Source organism: Chryseolinea soli (genome assembly GCF_003589925.1).
Lineage (GTDB): Bacteria > Bacteroidota > Bacteroidia > Cytophagales > Cyclobacteriaceae > Chryseolinea > Chryseolinea soli.
On record NZ_CP032382.1, the window covers coordinates 1,982,112 to 2,005,961 of the forward strand.

The following is a 23,850-nucleotide window of genomic DNA, read 5'->3' on the forward strand; positions in this document are numbered from 1 at the left end:
TTATTGCTTGTGAAGTAGCGTTCCACGTGAAACAAATTGTGGAATTGTTGATGGATTTTGTGGGTAAGTATCGGGTTCCACGTGAAACCTTTTTAAAAACACGCATATGTTTCAGGAATACGATGTAATTGTGGTGGGGGCAGGCCATGCGGGCTGCGAAGCGGCAGCAGCCGCGGCCAGTATGGGGTCGAAGACTCTACTGGTGACCATGAATATGAATACGATCGCCCAGATGTCGTGCAACCCCGCTATGGGCGGGGTGGCCAAGGGTCAAATCGTGAGAGAAATAGATGCCTTGGGGGGAATGTCTGGGATTGTGTCCGATAAGTCCATGATCCAGTTCAGAATGCTGAATCGATCGAAGGGTCCCGCTATGTGGAGCCCCAGAACTCAGAACGACCGGATGAGATTCTCCGAAGAGTGGAGACTGGCCCTGGAGCGAACCCCGAATCTTGATTTCTGGCAGGAAATGGTCAAAGAGATCCTGGTGGAGAACGGCAAAGCAGTAGGAGTGAAGACTGCCCTTGGACTGGACATCCGGGCTAAGGCTGTTGTCCTCACAAATGGCACTTTCCTGAATGGAAAGATCCATATCGGGGAAAAGAACTTCGGAGGAGGCCGTACAGCCGAAAAATCGGCCACAGGATTGACCGAACAACTCATTACCCTGGGATTTGAAGCGGGAAGAATGAAAACAGGCACGCCTCCCCGTGTAGACGGCAGAAGCCTCGACTATTCCAAGATGGAAGAACAGCCTGGGGACGCAGCGCCCGGAAAGTTCTCCTATTCCGACACTCAGCCCCTTCAAAAACAAATCAGTTGCTGGATCACCTATACCAACGACACTGTCCACAAGGAACTTCAAAAAGGGTTTGAGAAATCGCCAATGTTTCAGGGCCGAATCAAAGGTTTGGGGCCCCGGTATTGTCCTTCCATTGAGGATAAGATAAACCGGTTCGCTGAAAGGGACCGTCATCAGATCTTCGTTGAGCCTGAGGGATGGAACACGGTGGAGATCTATGTGAATGGCTTTTCCACGTCCCTACCCGAAGATGTCCAATACAAAGCGCTTACCCGCATCCCTGGTTTTGAAAAGGCAAAGATGTTCCGGCCAGGATATGCTATTGAATACGATTTCTTTCCGCCCACCCAGCTAAGTCTGAGCCTGGAGACCCAACTGATTCAAAACCTGTACTTCGCGGGACAGATCAACGGCACCACCGGCTATGAAGAGGCAGCCTGTCAAGGGCTCATGGCAGGCATCAATGCTCACCAGAAAGTTCATGGAAAAGACCCCTTCATATTGAAACGATCCGATGCCTATATCGGCGTATTGATAGATGACCTTGTTAGCAAGGGTACACAGGAGCCCTATCGGATGTTTACATCCCGGGCTGAGTATCGTATCCTTCTCCGCCAGGACAATGCCGACATCCGGCTAACGGAGCTTGGCCATTCCATTGGACTTGCCAGCGACGAACGAAACGACAAGGTTCTGGCCAAGAAACGAGACGTGGAAGCTCTCACTAATGAGCTCAACAAGACAAAGCTCGAGCCCGATATGATAAACGAAGGATTGGAAGGACTCCAAACCTCGGCCATTCGGGAAAAAGTCGCCGCAAGCCATCTGCTTAAACGGCCACAAATCGACGTTGCCTCCTTGAAAAGCATAAATGCCGATCTCGAAAAGCTTCTGAATAAATACTCCATTGAAGTACAAGAGCAGGCCGAGATCAATATCAAATACGATAGTTATATCGAGCGGGAGGAACAACTGGTACAAAAGCTTGGCAACCTTGAGAACTTCAAGATCCGAACCGACTTCGATTATGACCGTGTGAAAGCCTTGTCATCGGAAGCCCGCGAGAAATTAAAGCGAATAAAACCCGAAACCGTTGGGCAGGCATCGCGCATTAGCGGCGTCTCTCCGGCCGACGTTTCTGTACTTACAATCTATATGGGTAAATGAAAGAATTGAAGCGCTGCCCCGTCTGCCAAAGTATCTCGTTCCAAAAATTTATTACCGCTAAAGACTACACCGTTTCACGGGAAACATTTGACCTGGTCAAATGCGACAACTGTGGGTTTGTCTTCACCAATCCCATTCCCGATCCTGAGCGGTTGGGAGACTATTACCTTTCCGACGATTACATCTCTCACTCAAAAAAGGCGACAGGCCTGATCGACAAGATCTATGTCGTGGCCAGAAGCTTCACATTGAAATGGAAGCTGGATCTGATCCGGAAATACACCGGGAACCTAGACAAAACAATTCTCGACTACGGCTGTGGCACCGGCGACTTCCTGAAAGCCTGCAAAGAAAATGGCTGGGCCGTAACTGGCGTCGAGCCTTCGGAAAAGGCCAGGCAGTTGGCAAGTGATCAGACTCACAAAAAAATCGCTGCGTCGTTGAAGGATGTGGAAACAAAGGAATTCAATACCATCACCTTATGGCACGTGCTTGAGCACATCGAGGATCTGAACAATACGCTTCAGCAATTAAAAAACAAGCTCAGCCCGAACGGCACTCTGCTAATCGCAGTTCCCAATCATGCTGCCTGGGACGGAAGTCACTATGGACAATATTGGGCTGGCTATGATGTTCCCCGGCATCTCTGGCATTTCACCCAAGAAACCATGAAGACCTTGTTGGCGAACAACCACCTTAAACTTGACGCCATCGTGCCCATGAAACTTGACGCCTACTACATTAGCTTGCTGAGCGAAAAATATAAAGCCAACGGTAAGGCTGGGGTGCCTGGCATGATAATCGCAGCCGTCAACGGGCTTCGGTCGAACCTGAACGCCCGGAAAAACAAAAACTATTCGAGCCTTATTTATATTGTGAGAAAATGAATCTCCGAAAACAACTTCATTGGCTGATCTATCCATTGTTCTTTCTGGCGTGCGCCCGGCAAACTACTCCCACGGGTGGACCGAAAGACACGTTGGCCCCAGTGATGACCAATAGCCTTCCCAAACAAGGGCAAATCAAATTCCGGGGAAAAAGTGTAGAACTTACATTTAATGAGGCAATTCAGGTCAACAATCCGAAAGAGCAAATCATCATCATTCCGTCGGTTGGCAAAGACTTCGAGGCAACTGCCAAGAAAAATACGGTCGTAGTAACGTTCAAAAATTACCTCCAGGACAGCACTACCTACTCCCTCAATTTCCGCGAAAGTGTGCAGGATCTCACGGAAAAAAATCCAGCCAAAAATCTGAAGCTCGCCTTTAGTACCGGCGACTATATAGACTCGTTATCTATCGACGGCTACATCTACGATCCCCTCAAAGGAAAAGAAAGCAAGGATGCCACGGTTGCGCTTTTTCAGTCAGACACCTTCAACATCTTTAAACATAAACCGGTCTACCTCACCAAGACCAATGAAAAGGGCGAATACATAATCGAGAATCTAAAACCCGGCGATTATTATCTATACGCCATGGAAGACAAGAACAAAAATCTCGTAGTCGACAGTAAATCAGAGACTTACGGATTCATTGCTCAAAAGATCACACTTACCGAAAACATCAAAAAGGAGGACATACCCGTCATTAAATTAGACACCCGGTCGCTAAAGCTCACAAATTCAAGGCCTTACAATACCTATTTCAATATCAAAACCTCTAAAAACCTCGACCACTATCGCATTATCCCAACTGAGGGCGAAATTCTGCTCTCTGGGTTTGCAGAGGACCAAAGCAACATTCGCGTTTACAACACCATCGAAGACAAGGACAGCCTGGCGGTACGGTTCAACGCGTACGATAGCGTGAACAATTCCATCGACACCACGATATACGTCAAATTCAGTAACCGCGAAGTGAAGAAGGACCCCTTCAAGGCAACAAGCTCCCAATTCAAAGTAATCGGAACAAAAGGACTTCTGAAGGGGAGCATCACTTTCAATAAACCTGTTGCCGCGATAAACTTCGACAGCATCTACTACCAGATCGACTCCGCCAAAGTAGTGCCCATTCTTGCCGAGGATATCAAGATAGACAGCGCTCACAATACCCTGCTCATCGAGAAGACTTTCGACAAGACACTCATCCCGAAAAAGCCGGACCCTTCCACCGAGCCGCCCAAAAAGAAAGAAGCGCCACAACAACCACCCAAACCAGCCATTGCTGCTGCCCCGGCCCAGGGACCAAAAAAACCCGCACCCCAACCCAAGCCGGTCCAGAACCAATTCATCATCGCGAAAGGCACATTCATAAGTGTCGAACTGGATAGCTCCGCTGCAACTCGTGAAACGCTAAAGCCATCGACCTTTGAAGAGACGGGAATCATTTTCATTGAAGTGAAAACGGAAGAAAAAAACTTTGTCATCCAGCTTCTGACCAAAGATTTCAAACTCGTCGCGTCAAGAACAAACACGGCAAAAACTTCCTTCGAAGACCTTGACCCGGGCGACTATACGATCAGGCTCATCATCGACAAGAACGGCGATGGCAAATGGAGCCCAGGAAATTTCCAACTACACCAGGAACCGGAGCCGATCGTGTTCTACAAAAACGAAAAGAAGTCACAATCAGTAAACCTCAAAGCAAATTGGGAGCTGGGTCCGTTGTTGATAAGCTATTGACAACTTGTGGATCGAGGACAGCAACTTGGGGGTAAAATCGATAAATACCCCAATCCGGGCAAAGAGAAATTCTGTGTGTGTATAAGCTAACACTTACCCACACGCGTTTACATACAGAGTGATCCACACACCATCTATACACACCCTCAAACATTGTTGACAACCTCCTAAACCACTGATAAAGAAAAGATTAATGTATATTTAAATTCTACATAACTTCCACATCTGAAACTGCGCAAAGGTTATACACATTTGAACATGCCTAATAGTATTTATATATATATATCTTATATAAGAATAGTAAGGTACTCCCTCATCGGGATAACTTTTTTTCTGCTTTTTTCTGCTTTTCCGGTTTACGCACAGAACCAGGATGACATCCAGTTGGCGAATGAATATTTATTAAAAGGCGATAAGAAAAAGGCGCTGGAGCTTTATCGCGACCTGGCCAAGAACGATTTGAACACGCCGTTTATTTATAACAATTATTTAAACGTGTTGCTGGATCTGGGCAATTTTGATGAGGCGCAGAGTTTCTTAAAAAAAATATCGAAGCGCGACCCCCTCAACATTCAATACCGGCTCGACGTGGGGCTCACCTATGTGAAGGCCGGAGACATGGCCCGGGCAGATAAATATTTCCGGGAGCTGATCGGGGAAAGCAAGACTAATGTGCAGCGGATAAAAATGATGTCGGATTATTTTATGTCGCATTCGCTGAACGACTATGGAATACTCTCACTCACAGAAAGCCGCGAATCGTTGGGCAACCCATCGCTGTTCTGTCTGGAGTTGGCGATGCTCTATCGCATAAAAGGAAACCAGGACAAAATGGTGCAGGAATACCTGAACTATGTCACTCAAAACTCCGGCAACATTCAATATGTGAAAAATGTGATGCAGGCTCTGCTCACCAAACCGGAGGAGCTCGAAAGTCTGGAAAGGTTGCTCTACGACAAAGTGCAACAATATCCCGATGTGGAAGTTTATGCCGACTTGCTGATCTGGGTGACGATGCAGCAGAAAAATTTTTACGCATCCTTTATCCAGGCCCGGGCATATGACAAGCGCTATAAACGCGACGGCGAAAAATGTATGGAAGTGGCCCGTGTTGCCCTGGACAATGAAGATTATGACACAGCCTTAAAAATCTATCGCTACCTGATCCGGGAGTACCAGGGATCTCAAAATTATTTATTGGCGCGTCTCGGACTGATCCGCACCCGTGAGGCCCGGGTAAAAAATACTTATCCCGTGAAAATGGATTCGGTGAAGATCCTGATCTCGGATTACAAAAGTTTTATAAAACAATATCCCGACAATGTGAATTCGCTGGAAGCTTCCAAGAGCGAAGCCATGTTGTTCGCGAGCTACCTGGATCAAAAAGATTCGGCCGTCCACATCCTCGACAAGTTGATAGCCAACCCGAAGGCCACGCTCTATTTGAAATCGAAAGCCAAGCTGGACCTGGGCGATATTTATATGTTGAAGGGCGAACCGTGGGAATCGTCCTTGCTCTATTCGCAAGTGGAAAAAACGCAGAAAGAGAATCCCGTCGGCTACGAAGCAAAACTGAAAAACGCGAAACTTTCATATTACAAAGGCGACTTCAGGCTGGCGCAGGAACATCTCGACATTTTGAAGCAAGCCACCACCCGCGAAATTGCCAACGACGCGTTGGATCTGAGCATGCGGATCAAAGAAAATGTGGCGATCGATTCAACCGGGGAAGCCTTGAAGCAATATGCGTCGGTGGAATTGCTGCTTTATCAAAACAAGACCGACGAGGCATTGAAAAAAATAGAATTCCTGAAACAGGGAACTTCGGGCACGGGCGTTTCTTTTTCGAACCAGACCATTCTGGACGACGTCTATTTTCTGGAGGCCAATATCCGGATGCAGCGGGGTGAATTTGAAAAATCAATTGCCCTCCTTCAAAAAATCATCGACGATTATGGTGACGACATCCTGGCGGACGACGCTTATTTTCTCCAGGGGGAGATCTATGAGCGCCAGCTAAAAAATAAGGATAAAGCCATGGAGATCTATCGCGACTTTCTTTCGAAATATCCGGGCAGCGTTTTTGCCGCAGAGGCCCGCAAGAGATTCCGCCAGCTTCGCGGAGATTTTAATGGGCAGGAACAGCCAGCTCAATTCTAAAAAAATTTTAAAAGCCCGGTCGTCACATCGGGCTTTTTTATTCGACGCCTTTTTTTGAAGATCGCCCGGATTGCCGTTTTGAAAAGGCGTTGGCGTAAATCGGAAATTTTAAAAGGAAAGCCAGTTACCGGGCTAGCGCGCTAATTTTTATATCTTAGGAAGAATTATGGTAAAGCGTATCTTCCTGGTTATTCTGGCATTGATCGCCGTTTTGGTCGCCGTCCTCGTATTCAATGCCGTAACGTTCAACTCAAAACAGCTCCCCATTGCTGCCCTGCCGGCTCCAGCCGTTCCGCCCGCGGCGTTGGAGCACCTGCAGGAAGCCATTCGCTATAGAACCATTTCGTTCAATGATTCAGCATTGCTGGACACGGCCCAGTTCTTCGGATTTCACCGGTTTTTGGAAAAGACCTACCCGGCCGTGCACGCAAACCTGGTTCGTGAAAAAATAAAAAGATACAGCCTGCTTTATTTTTGGAAAGGAAAAAACCCAACCCTGAAACCCATTGTGCTGATGGCGCACCAGGATGTGGTTCCCATCGAAGAGGCCTCAAAAGGCAACTGGACCGTCGAACCCTTTTCTGGCGATGTGAAAGACGGCTTTATCTGGGGCCGGGGCTCGGCCGACAACAAGATCAATGTGATCGGCATTTTTGAAACCATCGAAAAACTTCTGAAAGAGAACTACCAGCCCGAACGGAGTATCTATTTTGCGCTGGGCCACGACGAAGAACGTGGCGGGACGGGAGCAGTGGCTATCGCCGCCGCCTTAAAACAGCGCGGCATTTCTGCCGAAATGGTGCTGGACGAAGGTGGGATCGTTACCCGCGAAAAAGTGCCGGGCATGACCAAACCGGTTGCCCTGATCGGCACCGCCGAAAAAGGATATCTGACACTCTTGCTTTCGGTGGATAAAAATGGGGGGCACTCCTCCATGCCCGAACAAGAAACAGCGCTCGATATCCTGGCCAAAGCCGTGGTGAACATCCGGCAACACCCCTTCCCGGCCAATTTTGCACCGGCGACGGTCGGTTTTATGAATCACGTAGGTCCCGAGATGCCCTATCCCGAAAAAATAGTGTTTGCCAACACGTGGCTCTTCAAAAGCGTGGTCATCGGGATCTATGAAAAAAGTCCCGGAGGAAATGCGGTAGTACGGACGACTGCCGTGCCCACCATTTTCAACGCCGGCATGAAAGACAATGTGGTACCCACCAAAGCCACCGTCACGATAAACTTCCGGTTGCTGCAGGGTGACGGCTCGGAAAAAGTGATTGCCGAAATAAAAAAGATCGTTCATGACGACCGGGTGTCGATTGCCGTGTCAAAAGAATTCTCGGCCGAACCCTCGGCGACTTCACCGGAAGACGGCTTTGGTTATAAACGCGTTGATGAAACCGTTAAAAAAACCTTTGCCGGAACGGTCACGACGCCATTTCTTATGATCGGGGGAACGGACTCGCGCCATTTCGGAGAGGTGTCGACGAACATCATCAAGTTCAGTCCCATGACCGACCCAATCGGTTTTCATGGTATCGACGAGCGCGTGAGTTTAGAAAGCTACCAGCAGACCCTCTGGTTCTATGAACAATTGATCCGTCAATAAAAAAAAATCAAATCGCGATCACTTCATCGCCGGTCTTGATCAATCCTCCTTGAATTACTTTTGCCGTGATGCCGCCGTGACCGCGCATGGCGTTGTATCCGCCCGTCCCTAAATTTTCTTCCATCCGCGAACAGGGGTGACATTCTCCCGAATATTGAAACACGGCTTCGCCGATGGAAAATTGTTTTCCTTTCAACGCCAACAAATTGATGCCTTCGACCACGATATTTCTGCGCGTTAATTCCGGTTCCACAGCGGCGCGACCCAGGAAGGATGCCATGTCTCTCAGGTGTTCGGCTTGAATGAAGGTGACTTGACGTGTTCCCGGATTTTTGTAGCGATCGCCCTCAAGCCCGTGAGCTTCGACCGCGATGACCTGGTCGAGCACTTTGACGGGCTCGCGGCGCTGAGGCCGCACACTGATGTAGACGACGTGGCCTGGTTTGGCAAAACCGTTTTGAAGTTCTTGTAGTTCCATCTCTCGAAATTTAACCGTAATGGTCGAGGGGAAGTTCAGCGAATTTGAAAATGAGCCCGGATCAAATGTTCCACCAATAGGTGAGCTTGACCACGAGCGCCCGCGTTTTCACAACAAAATTTTCCGGAAAGTAATTGTCCGTGTAAACGATGAAGAGATCCGATGCAGGTTTATAGCGCCATTGGAGCCGGGTGTTGAGGTTCACATTTTTTAACTGTTGGTTGTACTGTGCATAGGCCGTGAAAAAAAGCTTGTTCGTCATGGTCACGTCCAACTTCGGGCCGACCAGCCAGAACTTGGTTTCTCCCCAGGGTTGTGGCAGCCGGAGGTCGTTATAGTTGAAGGTCACCAAAAGACTCATGTAGGGTTGAAACCGATAGCCCACCTCGCCGCCAATATTGAAACGCGTTCCGTTGGCATAATATCCGCCATAGCGCGTGGAGAGCGCATAGGTAAAAATACTCTGGGGCATCGAGGTGAAATCGGCGCCAACCGAATTCCACCAGTGCCGGGTGCCAACGCTGAGGGAATCCATGCCGGAATTTGTTGGATCAAAAGGCAGCAGCAATTGCACATAGTCGTGCATGCCGTAGACATTCAGTACGCTTTGTTTGCGGAAAGTGATCGCATACGAAAGGATACTTTCATTGTCGGTTTGTTTGAAGGAAGGGTTGTAGAAGAAGGTCGACGTAATTTTTGGTCCATGACTTAAGATCAATTTTCCTTTGGGGAAAAATAAATACTGCGCGATGGGATTTATCTTGACATAATTGCGGCGGGGCACATAGCCCACCTCCGGATTATAATTTGCGCCCACCACTTCGTGCTGCCAGCTCAACAACCAACGGCGTGTCGAATATTGCAGGTTGGCGGCGTGCGTGAAATCCTTATCCTTTTTATCCGGACTGAAGGATTTTAACCCCAGGATTTTTCCGGTCCATACGTTGTTGGACGACGCAAGATTGTACTCCAACCCGATGTTGCGATTGTATTGAGAGTATACCGGCACCGCGGGATCGTCGGACGGTTCGTAGTTGAGCGACTGTTTGTTGATGAAGATCATCCCGATGTTGGAGCGGGAGAAAACCCGCCGCTGCAAAGCCATCACAGCGAAATTCTGCCGGGGCAGGTTCTGGCTTTCCACGTCGGAGGTTTGCATGTCCATGGCACCGACGCGCCAGTTCTTATTTATTTTGCCGCTGAAGCGGGCGCCGTATTGAATGGGAACGTTCAATCCGATGCGCCGCGAAAAAAATGGCCGGATGTTGGCGTACCCGAAATTGGCAAAAAGGTCGCCATTTTCCAGAAAGAATTGCCGGCGCTCGGGGAAGAAGAGTTCATAGCGATCGAGGTTCGTTACCTGCCGGTCGACATCCACCTGCGAAAAGTCGGGATTTACGGTGAGGTCGAGATTGAGCGAAGAGGTGACGGCCACTTTTGCGTCCATCCCGATTTCTTTTTTATAGGTCGTGGATGTGCCGTCCGTAAAATTTTTACTGCCGCCGCCAAGGGCATAAGGAATCAGCGAAATGTTCGGACCTACCTGGGGAGGCGCTTCATCCCAGTTCAGCGTGCCGGTGTAGGCCAGCGACGCCGTGGGGAACTGACGGGGCACGGGCGCCCAGCTGGATTTTTCCGTGGTCTTCAAATCGAGCCTGCTGAAATTGATACCCCATTGGGTAATGCCTTTTTTATAGCGGATCGACTTGAACGGAATGGCCGCTTCAAACACCCACTTGTCATCGTCTTTGGTGACGACGGAAGTCCATTTGTTATCCCAGCTCAGGTCAACCTTTCCGCCTTCATACATAATGCCATCCCACTGCGCGCCGGCGGCGTTGGCGCCAAACGAGAAGCCGTTGGTTTGGTCCTCGAACGTGTCCATGAACAGCAGGAAGTTGTCGTTTTTGCCAAACGTGAAATCACGGCGCAGCGACTCCACAAAATATCTTCCGGGAAGCAAATGAAAACAGGTGGCGATCAAGTAGAGATGCTCATCGTCGTAGCTCATGCGGACTTCCGTTCTCACGCGGGCCGCGCTGGTGTCCATGGGGAGCACCATGTAGAAATCAGTAGCCACTTCGGCCTTGCGCCAGGTTTCTTCATCCAGGATGCCATCGATCTTAATGGGGGAGGATGCCCGGTGAAGGTTTAGCTGATAGGACTCGTTTTTTTTCTGGGCCCAAAGAGAAACGCTCAAAAGGCAAAAAAGGGTGATAAGGGGGTGTCGCACAAAGCAATTTCACACTCTGAAATCAAATGGGCAAAGCGATATCGGATGGACGGATAACAAAGCCTGAAAAAATTTTTGCAAAGTACGAAAAAGGCCACCCGGAGGCTGCAAAGGGCCTTTTCGGAGATTTGTAAACTATTTTATGAAATAGTATGCATGCATAACAAATTTTATTACCTTCGTTTCCACTTCCTGAAAACGTATGCGGAGAGAAGAAACCGTAGATCACAACATCAAAGCTGCCTGGCATGCCATTTCCAGAATGTACAATCAGCAGGCCAGTAAGCACGATATTACAACATCTATTGGATTTGTTCTACTCAATATTCACTCCGATCAAGGAACCCCCGCCACGAAGATCGCCCCGCTGATGGGTCTCGAAGCCCGCAGCCTGACGCGCATGCTGAAGACCATGGAAGAAAAAAAGCTGATCTACCGCGAGCCTGATCCGCTGGACAAACGTTCTGTTAGAATTTTTTTGACCGCGCTGGGAAAACGCAAAAAAGAAGTTTCGCGCGAAACGGTATTGGTGTTCAACAACAAAGTGCGCGAGCTGGTGCCGGAAAGCAAACTGAAAATCTTTTTTGAAGTGATGAACGAAATCAACCAGTTGGCTAGTGCAGGCATGGCGGAAATGCAGAAAGTTTAAAACCGGGATAACAGAAGATGACCCTCTATACTGTAATTTCAAACCACTGAAAATAAGAAATAGATAACATGAAACGATCAATTCGCAAAGTTGCTGTTTTGGGTTCCGGTGTAATGGGATCCGCCATTGCATGTCATTTTGCCAACATCGGCTGCCAGGTTCTTCTCCTGGACATGGCGCCCAAAGACCTTACCGACGAGGAGAAGGCAAAGGGGTTGTCGCTGGATAGCCGGGTAGTGAAAAACAGAATCGTTCAGACTTCGTTTGACCGATCGATAAAATCCAACCCAGGGCCTATCTACAGCAAGAAATTTATTTCACGCGTCTCGCTAGGCAATTTCACCGACGACCTCGCGCGCATCAAAGATTTTGATTGGACGATCGAGGTGGTGGTCGAAAATCTGGAGATCAAGAAAAAAATGTATGACGAGGTGGAGAAGCATCGCAAGCCGGGCACGCTCATCACCTCCAACACGTCGGGCATCCCCATTCACCTGATGGCCGAAGGGAGAAGCGACGACTTTAAAAAACATTTCTGCGGGACACACTTTTTCAATCCGCCCCGTTATCTCAAACTTCTAGAGATTATTCCTACTCCGCATACCGATCCGGAGATCGTTCAGTTCTTAATGCACTATGGCGATCTTTTTCTTGGAAAAACAACTGTGCTCTGTAAAGATACGCCGGCATTTATTGCAAACCGCGTGGGCGTGTTCTCCATCATGAAAGTGGTGGACGCTATGAGCAAGCTCGATCTGAATATTGATGAGGTGGATAAACTTACCGGTCCGGTCATTGGCCGGCCCAAGTCGGCTACGTTCAGAACCTCCGACCTGGTGGGGTTGGATACGTTGATCAAAGTGAGCGGCAACTTATACAACGGCTTGCCCAACGACGAAGGCCGTCAGTATTTCAAGTTGCCCGATGTGGTGCTGAAGATGGAGCAGAACAAATGGCTGGGCGACAAAACCGGTCAAGGTTTTTATAAAAAAACAAAAAATGCCAAAGGTGAAACCGAGATCCTGACGCTGGACCTCAAAACGCTCGAGTATAAAACAAAAGCCAAAGCAAAGTTTGCCACACTCGAAACCACGAAGACGATCGACAATCTGAAAGACCGTTTCAAAGTTTTGCTGGCGGGCAAGGACAAAGCAGGAGAGTTTTATCGCGATTCGTTCTACGGGTTGTTCCAATATGCATCGAACCGCATTCCTGAAATTGCCGACGAGCTTTACAAAATCGATGACGCGGTGTGCGCGGGTTTTGGATGGGAGCTCGGTCCTTTTGAAACGTGGGATGCCGTGGGCGTGGAGAAAGCGGTTGCCGATATGGAAGCGACCGGCAGCAAACCCAATCCCTGGGTGAAGGAAATGCTCGCAGCTGGAAACAAATCGTTCTACAAAGTCGAGAACGGTCAGCGCAAGTATTACGACATTCCCAGCAAATCGTACAAGATCATTCCCGGCAAGGAAGAATTCATCATTCTCGAAAACCTGAAGGAAAGTGTCGTTTGGAAAAACGCCGAGTCAAAAGTTACGGACCTGGGCGATGGGGTGATCGACTTTTCCTGGAGCAGCAAGAGCTATACGCTGGGAAGCTCTGTGATCGAAGGCTTGAACAAAGCCCTCGACCTGGCGGAAAAAAATTACAAAGGACTGGTCATCGGCCACCAGGGACCCGACTTCTCATTGGGTGCCAACCTTGGCCTGGTGTTTATGTATGCCATTGAGCAGGAGTATGACGAGATCGACTTTATGGTGCGGCAATTCCAAAACTCGGTGATGCGCATCCGATACTCTTCCGTTCCGGTTGTTGTTTGCCCGCAAGGCCGCACGCTGGGAGGGGGTTGCGAAATGACCATGCACGCCGACATCGCGCAGGCCGCTGCCGAAACCTATATCGGTCTTGTGGAAGTGGGTGTGGGCCTGATCCCCGGTGGTGGCGGAACAAAAGAATTTACCAAACGCGTGAGCGACGCCCTGGAAGAAGGCGACGTGGAATTGAATGCCTTGCAAAACGCCTTCATGAACATTGCCACGGCAAAAGTGGCGTTGTCGGCCGAAGAGGCGCGCGAGATGGGTGTGCTTCGGAGCGTGGATAGGATCTCGGTGAACAAAGACCGCCAGCTGCTGGATGGCAAGGCGGCCGTGTTGGAATTGTATGATGCCGGCTACACCATGCCGGTGCCCGCAAAAAACATCAAAGTGCAGGGACGTGCAGGCCAGGCGTTGTTTATGGCCGGCGTGCAAGGCATGCGCATGGGAAATTATATTTCGGATCACGACCAGAAGATCGCCCTGAAAATTGCCAACGTCATGTGCGGCGGCGATCTCACCTCACCTCAGGAAGTGAGCGAACAATACTTGTTGGACCTGGAACGCGAAGCTTTTGTTTCCCTGACGGGAGAAAAGAAAACACTGGAAAGAATTCAATCAATATTAACGGGAGGAAAACCTTTAAGAAACTAATATGGACGCCTATATCGTAGCTGCCAAAAGAACAGCAAACACCCGTGCGAAAAAAGGAGGCTTTCGCTTTACACGCCCCGACGATTTCGCCACCGATCTGATCAAAGCCCTTGTGCAGTCCGTGCCCGGGCTGGAAAATAAAATGGTCGACGACCTGATTGTGGGAAACGCCGTGCAGGAAGCTGAGCAGGGTATGCAAATGGGAAGAATGATTGCGCTCACGGCCCTGGGCATCGACAATGCCGGTATGGTGATCAACCGCTATTGTGGGTCTGGCGTGGAGGCCATCCACCTGGCATCGGCAACCATTAAGGCGGGTATGGCCGATTGCATTATTGCCGGCGGCGCCGAATCCATGTCGCTGGTGCCGGTGATGGGCTGGAAGACGGCGTTGAATTATACCATTGCCAAAGACCATCCAACCTATTACACCAGCATGGGTCTCACGGCGGAAGAGATATCGAAGCAATATAAGATCTCGCGTGAAGACCAGGACAAGTTTGCGTATGAGTCGCACATGAAAGCCATCCAGGCGCAGAAGGAAGGAAAGTTCAAAGAGGAGATCCACCCCATCGCCACTAGAGAAATTTTTGTGGATGAATCCGGAAAGAAAAAAATGAAGGAAGCCGTGGTCGATACCGATGAAGGACCGCGCCCTGAAACATCGATCGATGTACTGGCAAAACTGAAGCCCGTATTTGCTTTAGGGGGCTCTGTAACTGCCGGAAACTCATCACCCACAAATGATGGTGCGGCGTTTGCCGTGGTGATGTCCGAAAAATTGGTGAAACAGCTGAACCTGAAACCCATCGCACGGATGGTGAGCTATGCAGTGGCCGGCGTGGATCCGCGCATCATGGGCATCGGTCCGGTGGCCGCAGTTCCGAAGGCGCTTCAGCGGGCGGGATTGAAACTTCAGGATATCGATTTGATCGAATTGAATGAAGCGTTTGCCGCACAATCGCTGGCGGTGATCCGGGAATTGAATATGGATCCCTCAAAAATAAACGTGAATGGCGGGGCCATCGCGTTGGGCCACCCGCTGGGCAGCTCGGGTGCGCGCTTGTCGTTGACGTTGTTGAAAGAGCTGCAACGGAGAAAAGGAAAATACGGACTCGTCACGGCGTGTGTCGGCGGCGGACAAGGCGTGGCCGGCATTTATGAACTATTGAATTAAACGAATCTCAAGAATCAATGTTAAAGAAAGTTTTATGGCTACCACCACGGAAACAAAACACGCAATCAAAGGCGGCGAATTCCTGATCCGCGAATCGCAGGCAAATGAGATCTTCATCCCTGAAGAATACAGTGAAGAACAACAAATGATCCAGCAGCAATGCAAAGACTTCCTCACCAAGGAAGTCTTCAACCGCCTGGACGAAATTGATTCCCAGAAAGACCCCAAGCTCATGCCCACCCTGCTGGACAAGGCCGGTGAGTTAGGCCTGCTGGGAACGTCGGTGCCGACCGAGTATGGCGGATTTGGGATGGACTTCAACACCACCATGCTGGTGGCCGAAGTGATCGGTGGAGGTCACTCGGTGGCGGTGGCCCTTTCGGCGCATACCGGGATCGGTACCCTGCCGATCGTGTATTACGGAAACGAAGAGCAGAAGAAAAAATATTTGCCGAAGCTGGCCACCGGCGAATACAAGGCGGCCTACTGTTTGACCGAACCCGATTCAGGCTCCGATGCAAACTCTGGAAAAACGAAGGCCGTGCTGAGCGCCGATGGCAAACATTATGTCATCAACGGGCAGAAGATGTGGATCACCAACGGTGGGTTTGCCGATGTGTATATCGTGTTCGCCAAGATCGACAACGATAAAAACCTCTCGGCCTTTATCGTGGAGAAAGCTTTTGGTGGCATCACCATGAACGAAGAGGAACACAAAATGGGCATCAAGGGATCGTCGACACGGCAGATCTTTTTCAACGACTGCAAAGTGCCCGTGGAAAATCTTTTATCGGAAAGAGAAAACGGTTTTAAGATCGCGGTAAACATTTTGAATGTGGGCCGGATCAAATTAGGGGTGGCGGCAGTTGGTGGCAGCAAGAAGACCATCAGCACGGCCGTGAACTATGCCAAGGAACGGAAACAATTTGGAACTGCGATTGCCAACTTCGGAGCCATCAAACACAAGATCGCCGAAATGGTGACGAAGGTTTTTGTCAGCGAGTCGGCATGCTATCGCGCTGGTCAGAACATCGACGATACCTACAACGCATTGGTGGCTGGAGGAATGGATCCTGCAAAAGCAAAATTGAAATCGTTGGAAGAGTTTGCCATCGAGTGTGCCATCCTGAAAGTGCACGGCTCCGAGGTGCTCGACTTTGTGGTGGATGAAGGCGTGCAGATCTATGGCGGTATGGGTTTCTCGGCCGAGGGCCCGATGGACCGCGCCTACCGCGATGCGCGCATCAACCGTATTTTCGAAGGCACGAACGAGATCAACCGCATGCTCACCATCGACATGCTGATGAAGCGCGCCATGAAGGGCTCCATCGATCTGATGAATCCCGCGATGGCGGTGCAAAAAGAATTGATGGCCATTCCCGATTTTGGCGCCAGCGAAGAAGAAGGATTGTTTGTAAAAGAAAAGAAGGTGTTGGCCAACCTGAAGAAGGCCGGTTTGATGGTGGCGGGCGCAGCCGTTCAGAAATTTATGATGAAGCTGTCCGACGAACAAGAAGTGTTGATGAACCTGGCCGACATGCTCATCGAAGCCTACGCCGCAGAGTCGACCTTGCTTCGCGTGGAAAAACTTATCGGTCTGAAAGGAGAGGCAGCGTGTGAAATCCAGAAGGAGATGGCGCTTATCTACCTGCATTATGCCGTCGAAAGGGTAGCGTCATGCGGTCGCCAGGCGATCACTTCGTTCGCGGAAGGAGATGAGCAGCGTTTGATGCTGATGGGATTGAAACGATTTACGAAAGTGGACCCTTATAACCTGAAGCAAGCTCGTAGAAAAGTGGCGGACTATGCCATCGCGAAGGGCGAGTACCCCTTCTAAGGAGCCTTCCGACTTATCGAAAACGCAAAGTTTGCCGACGTGCAAGCTTTGCGTTTTTTTATGGCTCCTCGTTCAAAAACCACAAACGGGCCACTGTTCATATTTGCAAAAACGGCTGTTCAATTCTCAACAATTTTGCGTTCAGAAAAACCAAAAAAGGGCCAAATTAAGGCCCAAATGCGGGTTTTATATCATTGCATTATTTTTGGTATGCCTTCAGCAAATTCAAACCTATGGAATCGCGAAGCACCACCACCGTTATCGTTGTTTTATTGATCGTATTCACTTTTCCCATCTGGGTGGGCATAGCGGGTGGGCTTTTGGGTCTGATCGCCGGTTTGATTGGTGGCGTCATCGGGATCATCGGCGGCGTGATTGGAGCCATCGGTGCCGCGATCGGAGGATTGATCGGCGGCCTCTTTAACTGGGGCTTCAACTGGCACTGGCCCTTTGGATTCTTTCATGCACACACGTTCACCATCGTGCTCATTGCCATCATCATCGTGTTGATCAGCCGGTCGCGAAAAATCTGAGGGTCTATGTTATGGGATGCTTGTTGTACAAGCTCGGGTTTAAAAAATACCGCGAGTACACCGGGTATTGATTTACTTTCCGAAGCTCCGGTCTCGTTTTGTTCACAAACACAACCTTATACTGAAACTCAAAACCCTTGTCGACGCGAATGTCTTTTCGCACCAGGTACCATTGCTTGTTCCAGGGATTGAGAACTTTCACTTCCAGGTGGAAGAGACCAGGTGCGCTGCGCACGCGTACAAACTTTCCGGGTTGTTTATTATAGAGCTTTCCGTTCACGTACACCTGCATGGTGGTTCCTTTTTCTGTTTGAACGGCTATACCCGAATCATATGCCAACGCCGAAGATGCCGACGCCAGCAGGAACAACAAAACCAACCTTCTCATGATCGTATCCTTTCTATATTAAACGCAAGGTCCGTGCCACCGTTAGTGCAAACCGAACACGAAATATTTTTTATTTAGCTCATAAAATGAAACTTTTTAAGCAGGCGATAAATTGACCGGATTTCAGGGAATTAGAAAAAATAGGAGGCGTGTGGCGCGATGCGTTGGCGAAGAATGTCGCTGGCGACGTCTTGAAAAACAAAAAAGGTCGCTCAAAATTTTGGCGACCCTTGTGAAATCCTATTGTGGACTCCGTGGATGAGTTTAAAAACTCAAGAATTCTTCCACCGAATACCGCAGCCGATAGCCTTTGTTTTCGGTGTTGCAACAGGTTTGTTTTCTAACAGGGCATTCACAGCTTCTTCAACGTATTTCTTGTCGGCCGCGGCGGCATCGCGTGTGTTGTTGTCGATGGTGCCGATGTAGGCTACTTTGAAATCTGTGCCCTCTTTTTTCAAAACGAAAACATGGGGTGTGTTGGAAGCGCCGAACGCGCGGGCTACTTCTTGTGAAATGTCTTGAAGGTAGGGGAAATCATAGTGCTTCTTTTTTGCAACGGCTGCCATTTCATCAAACGAGTCGCCGGGCGACTGTGCAGGGTCGTTGGGGTTGATGGCTACTACCGGAAAACCTTGCGTTGCATATTTTCTGTTGAGGCCGATAATGCGGTCGTTGTAGGCGCGCGAGTAGGGGCAGGTGTTGCAATCGAAAATAACGATCACGCCCTTGCCGCTTTTATAGTCGGAGAGCGATACCATTTTGCCATCAACATTTTTCAGTTTGAAATCCGATACGCTGTCGCCGAGCTGATAGGACGTGGTGCTACCGGCAAACAAGACACTTGCGCAGATCAGCATCACCCAGAATTTCATTTTCGTTTTCATAGGGAACGTGGGTTTCTTTATTTTACTTCTGCAATAAGCTTTTCAAGATCGCCTTCCTGTAACTCTTTGTCCAGGAATTTTCGACGACCGTTTTTGGGGTTGATGATAAGGGTGGCCGGGATAGCGCCGCCCCACGATTTATCCACCTTGTCGATCCAGGTATTGTAGTCGATCTCGTCCAGCAACAAGACATCGGTCTTCATGTTTTTGCGGGCGATGAAGGCGTTGACTTTCTCGAGTTTGTCGGCAAAGTCGAGGTTGATGAGCGTGACCTTCACGGTAGGGTCGTTGGTCGCGTTGAGTTTTTCCAGTAGGGGGAGTTCCTTCACGCAGGGGGCACACCAGGTGGCCCAGAAGTTGATGACCTGAACCTGGTCGCTTTTGGAGTCGATCAGAGCCTGGAGTTTGTCGAATTTTATCACATTTGCCTGTTGGGCCGAGGCCGCCGAGGCAACGAGAAGGCAAAGCAGGACGAGGGGTTTTCTCATGTTGTTATGAACTGGATTACCGGGGAGTGGTTGCAAAAATGTGACCAGAAACCCGTGTAATATTTTGGGTGGAAAATATAGAAAAACATTAGAATTCAGGTACTTAGAAATCAACAAAAAGGAGACAAAAAGATTTCCACAAAAAACTTCACTTATCCACATTACCTGATTATTAACGATTAAACTATTGATGGACAGCAATTTACGATGGATATTGTTAATCAATTCTTTGTGGACAACTTAAAGGCCCTAAAAAAGCGAGTGGTGCAACACGGGTTATTTCTAATTTTCAGATATTCAATGGCCTAGCAAAAATTATGTATCCGATTCACATTTTTTCACACCAAATATGAAGGACTTTTCAAACCGGGTTACCAAACTTTTCAACATTCAATACCCTATCATCCAGGCCGGCATGGTGTGGTGCAGTGGCTGGCGCCTCGCCTCGGCGGTGAGCAATGCCGGAGGACTGGGCATTATCGGTGCCGGGTCGATGCGCCCGGAGATCTTGCAGGAGCATATCCAAAAATGCAAGCAAGCCACGGACCGCCCGTTTGGAGTCAACGTGCCCCTGCTCTACCCGGAGATGGACCGGATCATGGCCATCATTGTGGAGGAAAAAGTGCGCATCGTCTTCACGTCTGCCGGGAACCCTGGTTTATGGACTGCTTTTTTGAAAGAGCGGGGCATCACGGTCGTGCACGTTGTGTCGAGCGTGAAATTTGCCCTCAAGGCGCAGCAAGCCGGAGTCGATGCCGTGGTGGCGGAAGGTTTTGAGGCCGGCGGTCACAACGGCCGAGAAGAGACCACCACACTGGTGCTCATCCCCCTGGTTCGCGACGCTATTTCTATTCCGCTGATTGCCGCCGGGGGCATTGGGTCGGGACGGACCATGCTGGCGGCCGAGGTGCTGGGGGCGGAGGGTGTGCAGATCGGAAGCCGTTTTGCCGTGAGCGTGGAATCCTCGGCCCATGAAAATTTTAAACAAAGGATCATCCAGAGCAACGAGGGCGACACGGTGGTGACACTGAAGCAGCTTACACCGGTGCGTTTGATCAAAAATAAATTCTACCTGAAAGTGCAGGAGGCCGAATGGCGGGGCGCTTCGAAAGAAGAGCTGGACGGACTTTTGGGAAAGCGCCGTTCGAAAACCGGTATCTTTGAAGGCGATCTGGACGAGGGTGAATTGGAGATCGGCCAGGTGAGCGCCGCGCTAAAGAAAATTGAAACGGCCGCCGAGATCGTGAAGAGTGTTTGGGAGGAATATGGTTTACTCAAAAAATCGCTCTGCCCATGAATATTGTCAAGATCAAGGAAACGTGTCTTTATGTGCACGACCTGGAAGAGGCCAGGAATTTTTATCACGACGTGTTGGGCCTCCCTGTTATCAGCTATCTGCCGGGCAAGCATCTCTTTCTCCGCGCCGGAGATTCCGTGTTGTTGTGTTTCAACCCCGATGATTCAAAAACAAAAAAGAGCCCACCGCCTCACTATGGTGGAGGACAGCAGCACTTTGCCTTTGAAGTGCCGAAAGACGACTATGAACGGACGAAAGCAGAGATCAAAGGAAAAGGGATCACCCTCATCGACGAGGTGATCTGGAGCAGTGGTCGGGAATCGTTTTACTTTCACGACCCTGCAGGAAACATTTTAGAAGTGCTGCCCGATGCGGGCATTTGGGACTAAAGGCTTACCGCCTCGGCTTCGAGCGTCTTTTCCCTTTCTTTGACTGCTTTTGTAGCGCTTGGTTTGTTGGAGCTGTACACCAGGTCGAACCAAGATTCATAGTCTTTGAATTGGAGGCAATTGCCCACCAATTTGTCGTCGATCAGTATCTTTATCAAAAGCTCACGGTTGATCGTTTTCATTAACGAGTCCATTTGCTCTTTGGGAAGGGTATTGATCTGAACATACTCTATCCCCTTGTAAATTGTCGATTTAACTTTCATAGCCTGCACGATCCTTTGATGACACTTAAACAGTTTTAGTAACCATTAGTTTAATCGAGATGCGAATTTAATACAGAAAAAATTCAGAGGGGGCATGTTTCAAGTCATTATATTTTGAATTTTTGTCCAACGACCTATTTTACTCCATGACCGGATTTTTTGATACGTCTATTGAATACCTGAAAGGAGTGGGTCCTCAACGTGCTGCGATGCTCAACAAAGAGCTGCAGATCTTTACCTATGGCGACCTCATTCAACATTATCCCTTTCGATATGAGGACCGAACAAAATTTTATACCATAAAAGAGCTGAACGAAGATATGCCCTTTGTTCAAATCAAGGGTGTGTTGAAAGGCAAAGAGTTGGTGGGCGCCGGATTTAAAAAACGGTTGGTAGGTTACTTCGCAGACGATAGTGGAGAGATGGAGTTGGTATGGTTCCAGGGTATCAATTGGATAAACGACAAACTAAAGCCCGGGGCAGCGTATGTAGCCTTTGGCAAACCCGCGCGCTTTGGCAACTTCTTTAGTATTGCCCACCCGGAAGTGGAGCCGTTGACGGTCAGCAACGAGAACGGCGGATTTCTTCACCCGGTCTATCCCTTGTCGGAAAAGCTAAGAACCCGGAAGATCGACAGCAAGACCTTGTCGCGGATCATGCAACAACTGCTCACGTTGGCGGAGAATCGGATACGCGAGACCTTACCCGTGAGCATTCAAAAAGCCAACCACCTCATCCCGAAGAAAGAGGCACTGCTCAATATCCATTTCCCAAAAAGCCACGAGCTGCTGGCCCAGGCCCGGCAACGTTTGAAATTTGAAGAGCTCTTCTATGTTCAACTGCGGTTGTTGAAGATGAAGCTCATCCGCCAGGAAAAGATGAGGGGACAGGTGTTTCAGGACGCCACCTTGCTAACGAAGTTTTATCACGAGCATCTTCCTTTTCCGCTGACCAACGCGCAGAAGAAAGTGATCAAGGAAATTTATGCCGATCTGAAATCGGGCCAGCAAATGAACCGCCTGCTGCAAGGCGATGTGGGCAGCGGCAAGACCATCGTGGGTTTCATTTGTATGCTGGTGGCGGTTAGCTCCGGCGCCCAATGTGCATTGATGGCGCCGACCGAGATCCTGGCGCAGCAACATTACAAAGGCTTGCAGCGCTATGCCGACAAAATGAGCATACCCCTAGCGTTGCTTACCGGTTCGACCAAGAAGGCCGAGCGCAAGAAAATTCACGAAGCCCTGCAAAGCGGGGAATTAAAAATACTCATCGGCACACACGCCTTATTGGAAGAAGAAGTGCAATTTCGAAACCTGGGCTTGTCGATCGTGGATGAGCAGCATCGTTTTGGTGTGGCGCAACGATCGAAATTGTGGCAGAAAAATGAATCGGTATATCCCCATGTGTTGGTGATGACCGCCACACCAATTCCGCGTACACTGGCCATGACGTTGTATGGAGACCTGGATATTTCGGTGATCGATGAATTGCCCGCGGGGCGAAAACCCATTAAGACCATCCACAAGTTCGATGCCCACCGGTTGCAGGTAAACCAATTTCTCCGCGACCAGGTGGAAGCCGGGCGCCAAGTCTATATTGTATATCCGCTGATCGAGGAATCGGAAAAGCTGGATCTGAAACACCTCATGGATGGCTATGAAAGTGTGAGCCGCGCCTTCCCGGACTATGCCGTCAGCATTCTTCACGGCAAGATGAAGCCGGAGGCCAAGGACTATGAGATGAAACGCTTTGCCAGCGGTGAAACAAAAATGATGGTGGCCACCACGGTGATCGAGGTGGGGGTGGATGTTCCCAATGCGTCGGTGATGGTGATCGAGAATGCCGAACGTTTTGGGCTCTCACAGCTGCACCAGCTGCGGGGGAGGGTGGGCCGTGGAGCGGAACAATCGTATTGCATCCTGATGACGGATGTGAAACTGAGCGCCGATTCCAAAGTGCGCCTGCAAACCATGGTGAAGACCAACAACGGTTTCGACATCGCCGAAACCGATCTGAAGCTGCGCGGTCCCGGCGACCTGATGGGTACGCAGCAAAGTGGCGTGCTGGATTTGCTTATCGCCGATCTGGGCAAAGACGGCCCGCTGCTGCAAACGGCCCGCGAAGAGGCCATCAAGCTGTTGAAGGATGACCCGGAATTGGAGAAACCGGAACACAGCGTTGTGAAAACGCAAATAGAATCCCGGAGACCTTCGGCCATGAACTGGAGTCGCATCAGTTAGTCGGGCCAGGTCGTTTTGCTTTGACCCGCGGCTTTCGCTAACTTTGGCTGCAGCCTGGACCCATGCGTTATTTTTTTTTAACTTTTTTACTTGCCGGTTTTTTTAATCTCTTCGGACAAACCGGAAACTACTTCCTCTCGCACTTTTCTCCTTCGGAAAAAAAGTATG

19 protein-coding genes are annotated in these 23,850 nt (G+C 49.5%); 13 read left to right on the plus strand and 6 right to left on the minus strand.

Going from position 1 to position 23,850, the window contains the following annotated elements:
* Positions 1 to 106: 106 nt before the first annotated feature.
* The 5 genes from mnmG to D4L85_RS08595 all read left to right on the plus strand — a co-directional run bounded on the left by mnmG (position 107) and on the right by D4L85_RS08595 (position 8,358).
* Positions 107 to 1,969, plus strand: a complete 1,863-nt coding sequence (mnmG, locus tag D4L85_RS08575) for a tRNA uridine-5-carboxymethylaminomethyl(34) synthesis enzyme MnmG (protein ID WP_119753931.1) — start codon at positions 107 to 109, stop codon at positions 1,967 to 1,969.
* Positions 1,966 to 2,856 carry a methyltransferase domain-containing protein gene (locus D4L85_RS08580; protein ID WP_119753932.1) on the plus strand — a complete coding sequence of 297 codons (891 nt, stop codon included), beginning with the start codon at positions 1,966 to 1,968 and terminating at the stop codon, positions 2,854 to 2,856. The genes mnmG and D4L85_RS08580 overlap by 4 nt, the downstream gene beginning before the upstream one ends.
* Complete coding sequence (locus tag D4L85_RS08585) at positions 2,853 to 4,592, plus strand: Ig-like domain-containing protein (RefSeq protein ID WP_119753933.1); 1,740 nt, start codon at positions 2,853 to 2,855, stop codon at positions 4,590 to 4,592. Before D4L85_RS08580 ends, D4L85_RS08585 begins: the two co-directional genes overlap by 4 nt.
* 384 nt (positions 4,593 to 4,976) lie before the next feature.
* Positions 4,977 to 6,752 (plus strand): tetratricopeptide repeat protein, encoded by a 1,776-nt coding sequence (locus D4L85_RS08590; RefSeq protein ID WP_160143612.1) that lies wholly within the window; start codon positions 4,977 to 4,979, stop codon positions 6,750 to 6,752.
* 166 nt (positions 6,753 to 6,918) lie between these two features.
* Positions 6,919 to 8,358 (plus strand): M20 family peptidase, encoded by a 1,440-nt coding sequence (locus tag D4L85_RS08595; RefSeq protein ID WP_119753935.1) that lies wholly within the window; start codon positions 6,919 to 6,921, stop codon positions 8,356 to 8,358.
* A 7-nt stretch (positions 8,359 to 8,365) separates the two neighbouring features.
* Here the strand turns inward: D4L85_RS08595 and D4L85_RS08600 are convergent, their stop codons facing one another.
* Both D4L85_RS08600 and D4L85_RS08605 read right to left on the minus strand, forming a co-directional pair.
* On the minus strand, positions 8,366 to 8,836 hold the full coding sequence (locus tag D4L85_RS08600) for an MOSC domain-containing protein (protein WP_119753936.1): 471 nt from the start codon (positions 8,834 to 8,836) through the stop codon (positions 8,366 to 8,368).
* Positions 8,837 to 8,897: 61 nt separating this feature from the next.
* A complete protein-coding gene (locus tag D4L85_RS08605) occupies positions 8,898 to 11,036 on the minus strand; it encodes a DUF5916 domain-containing protein (RefSeq protein ID WP_228450824.1) in 2,139 nt (712 codons plus the stop codon).
* A 235-nt stretch (positions 11,037 to 11,271) separates the two neighbouring features.
* Between D4L85_RS08605 and D4L85_RS08610 the strand changes: the two genes are divergently transcribed.
* The 5 genes from D4L85_RS08610 to D4L85_RS08630 all read left to right on the plus strand — a co-directional run bounded on the left by D4L85_RS08610 (position 11,272) and on the right by D4L85_RS08630 (position 17,733).
* On the plus strand, positions 11,272 to 11,718 hold the full coding sequence (locus D4L85_RS08610; protein ID WP_119753938.1) for a MarR family winged helix-turn-helix transcriptional regulator: 447 nt from the start codon (positions 11,272 to 11,274) through the stop codon (positions 11,716 to 11,718).
* Positions 11,719 to 11,786: 68 nt separating this feature from the next.
* A complete protein-coding gene (locus D4L85_RS08615; protein ID WP_119753939.1) occupies positions 11,787 to 14,186 on the plus strand; it encodes a 3-hydroxyacyl-CoA dehydrogenase/enoyl-CoA hydratase family protein in 2,400 nt (799 codons plus the stop codon).
* Position 14,187: 1 nt separating this feature from the next.
* Positions 14,188 to 15,363 carry a thiolase family protein gene (locus D4L85_RS08620; protein WP_119753940.1) on the plus strand — a complete coding sequence of 392 codons (1,176 nt, stop codon included), beginning with the start codon at positions 14,188 to 14,190 and terminating at the stop codon, positions 15,361 to 15,363.
* 34 nt (positions 15,364 to 15,397) lie between these two features.
* Entirely contained in the window at positions 15,398 to 17,200 is a 1,803-nt protein-coding gene (locus D4L85_RS08625) for an acyl-CoA dehydrogenase family protein (protein WP_119753941.1), read from the plus strand.
* Positions 17,201 to 17,433: 233 nt separating this feature from the next.
* A complete protein-coding gene (locus D4L85_RS08630) occupies positions 17,434 to 17,733 on the plus strand; it encodes a hypothetical protein (RefSeq protein ID WP_119753942.1) in 300 nt (99 codons plus the stop codon).
* Between the two features lie 4 nt (positions 17,734 to 17,737).
* Here D4L85_RS08630 and D4L85_RS08635 read toward each other — a convergent pair whose 3' ends face one another.
* The 3 genes from D4L85_RS08635 to D4L85_RS08645 all read right to left on the minus strand — a co-directional run bounded on the left by D4L85_RS08635 (position 17,738) and on the right by D4L85_RS08645 (position 19,493).
* Positions 17,738 to 18,121: a hypothetical protein gene (locus tag D4L85_RS08635; RefSeq protein ID WP_119753943.1), complete on the minus strand. Its 384-nt coding sequence runs from the start codon at positions 18,119 to 18,121 to the stop codon at positions 17,738 to 17,740.
* Between the two features lie 272 nt (positions 18,122 to 18,393).
* The gene (locus D4L85_RS08640; RefSeq protein ID WP_228450825.1) at positions 18,394 to 19,005 is read right to left on the minus strand and encodes a thioredoxin family protein; all 612 of its coding nucleotides are present in this window, start codon (positions 19,003 to 19,005) and stop codon (positions 18,394 to 18,396) included.
* Positions 19,006 to 19,022: 17 nt separating this feature from the next.
* Entirely contained in the window at positions 19,023 to 19,493 is a 471-nt protein-coding gene (locus tag D4L85_RS08645; RefSeq protein ID WP_228450826.1) for a TlpA disulfide reductase family protein, read from the minus strand.
* A 349-nt stretch (positions 19,494 to 19,842) separates the two neighbouring features.
* On the opposite strand from D4L85_RS08645, the gene D4L85_RS08650 reads away from it, so the two are divergent.
* Positions 19,843 to 20,790: an NAD(P)H-dependent flavin oxidoreductase gene (locus D4L85_RS08650; protein WP_119753945.1), complete on the plus strand. Its 948-nt coding sequence runs from the start codon at positions 19,843 to 19,845 to the stop codon at positions 20,788 to 20,790.
* Entirely contained in the window at positions 20,787 to 21,179 is a 393-nt protein-coding gene (locus tag D4L85_RS08655; RefSeq protein WP_119753946.1) for a VOC family protein, read from the plus strand. The genes D4L85_RS08650 and D4L85_RS08655 overlap by 4 nt, the downstream gene beginning before the upstream one ends.
* Here D4L85_RS08655 and D4L85_RS08660 read toward each other — a convergent pair.
* Positions 21,176 to 21,442, minus strand: a complete 267-nt coding sequence (locus D4L85_RS08660; protein ID WP_119753947.1) for a hypothetical protein — start codon at positions 21,440 to 21,442, stop codon at positions 21,176 to 21,178. The genes D4L85_RS08655 and D4L85_RS08660 overlap by 4 nt on opposite strands.
* A 146-nt stretch (positions 21,443 to 21,588) precedes the next feature.
* Here D4L85_RS08660 and recG point away from each other — a divergent pair, with 146 nt between their 5' ends.
* Positions 21,589 to 23,682 (plus strand): ATP-dependent DNA helicase RecG, encoded by a 2,094-nt coding sequence (gene recG, locus D4L85_RS08665; RefSeq protein WP_119753948.1) that lies wholly within the window; start codon positions 21,589 to 21,591, stop codon positions 23,680 to 23,682.
* The last annotated feature ends 168 nt before the right edge of the window (positions 23,683 to 23,850 follow it).

What these genes read in the sequence shown, in the direction of transcription:
- mnmG (WP_119753931.1), top strand. Translation starts at nt 107, where the DNA reads ATGTTTCAGGAATACGATGTAATTGTGGTGGGGGCAGGCCATGCGGGC.
- D4L85_RS08580 (WP_119753932.1), top strand. Translation starts at nt 1,966, where the DNA reads ATGAAAGAATTGAAGCGCTGCCCCGTCTGCCAAAGTATCTCGTTCCAA.
- D4L85_RS08585 (WP_119753933.1), top strand. Translation starts at nt 2,853, where the DNA reads ATGAATCTCCGAAAACAACTTCATTGGCTGATCTATCCATTGTTCTTT.
- D4L85_RS08595 (WP_119753935.1), top strand. Translation starts at nt 6,919, where the DNA reads ATGGTAAAGCGTATCTTCCTGGTTATTCTGGCATTGATCGCCGTTTTG.
- D4L85_RS08600 (WP_119753936.1), bottom strand. Translation starts at nt 8,836, where the DNA reads ATGGAACTACAAGAACTTCAAAACGGTTTTGCCAAACCAGGCCACGTC.
- D4L85_RS08610 (WP_119753938.1), top strand. Translation starts at nt 11,272, where the DNA reads ATGCGGAGAGAAGAAACCGTAGATCACAACATCAAAGCTGCCTGGCAT.
- D4L85_RS08615 (WP_119753939.1), top strand. Translation starts at nt 11,787, where the DNA reads ATGAAACGATCAATTCGCAAAGTTGCTGTTTTGGGTTCCGGTGTAATG.
- D4L85_RS08620 (WP_119753940.1), top strand. Translation starts at nt 14,188, where the DNA reads ATGGACGCCTATATCGTAGCTGCCAAAAGAACAGCAAACACCCGTGCG.
- D4L85_RS08625 (WP_119753941.1), top strand. Translation starts at nt 15,398, where the DNA reads ATGGCTACCACCACGGAAACAAAACACGCAATCAAAGGCGGCGAATTC.
- D4L85_RS08630 (WP_119753942.1), top strand. Translation starts at nt 17,434, where the DNA reads ATGGAATCGCGAAGCACCACCACCGTTATCGTTGTTTTATTGATCGTA.
- D4L85_RS08635 (WP_119753943.1), bottom strand. Translation starts at nt 18,121, where the DNA reads ATGAGAAGGTTGGTTTTGTTGTTCCTGCTGGCGTCGGCATCTTCGGCG.
- D4L85_RS08640 (WP_228450825.1), bottom strand. Translation starts at nt 19,005, where the DNA reads ATGAAAACGAAAATGAAATTCTGGGTGATGCTGATCTGCGCAAGTGTC.
- D4L85_RS08645 (WP_228450826.1), bottom strand. Translation starts at nt 19,493, where the DNA reads ATGAGAAAACCCCTCGTCCTGCTTTGCCTTCTCGTTGCCTCGGCGGCC.
- D4L85_RS08650 (WP_119753945.1), top strand. Translation starts at nt 19,843, where the DNA reads ATGAAGGACTTTTCAAACCGGGTTACCAAACTTTTCAACATTCAATAC.
- D4L85_RS08655 (WP_119753946.1), top strand. Translation starts at nt 20,787, where the DNA reads ATGAATATTGTCAAGATCAAGGAAACGTGTCTTTATGTGCACGACCTG.
- D4L85_RS08660 (WP_119753947.1), bottom strand. Translation starts at nt 21,442, where the DNA reads ATGAAAGTTAAATCGACAATTTACAAGGGGATAGAGTATGTTCAGATC.
- recG (WP_119753948.1), top strand. Translation starts at nt 21,589, where the DNA reads ATGACCGGATTTTTTGATACGTCTATTGAATACCTGAAAGGAGTGGGT.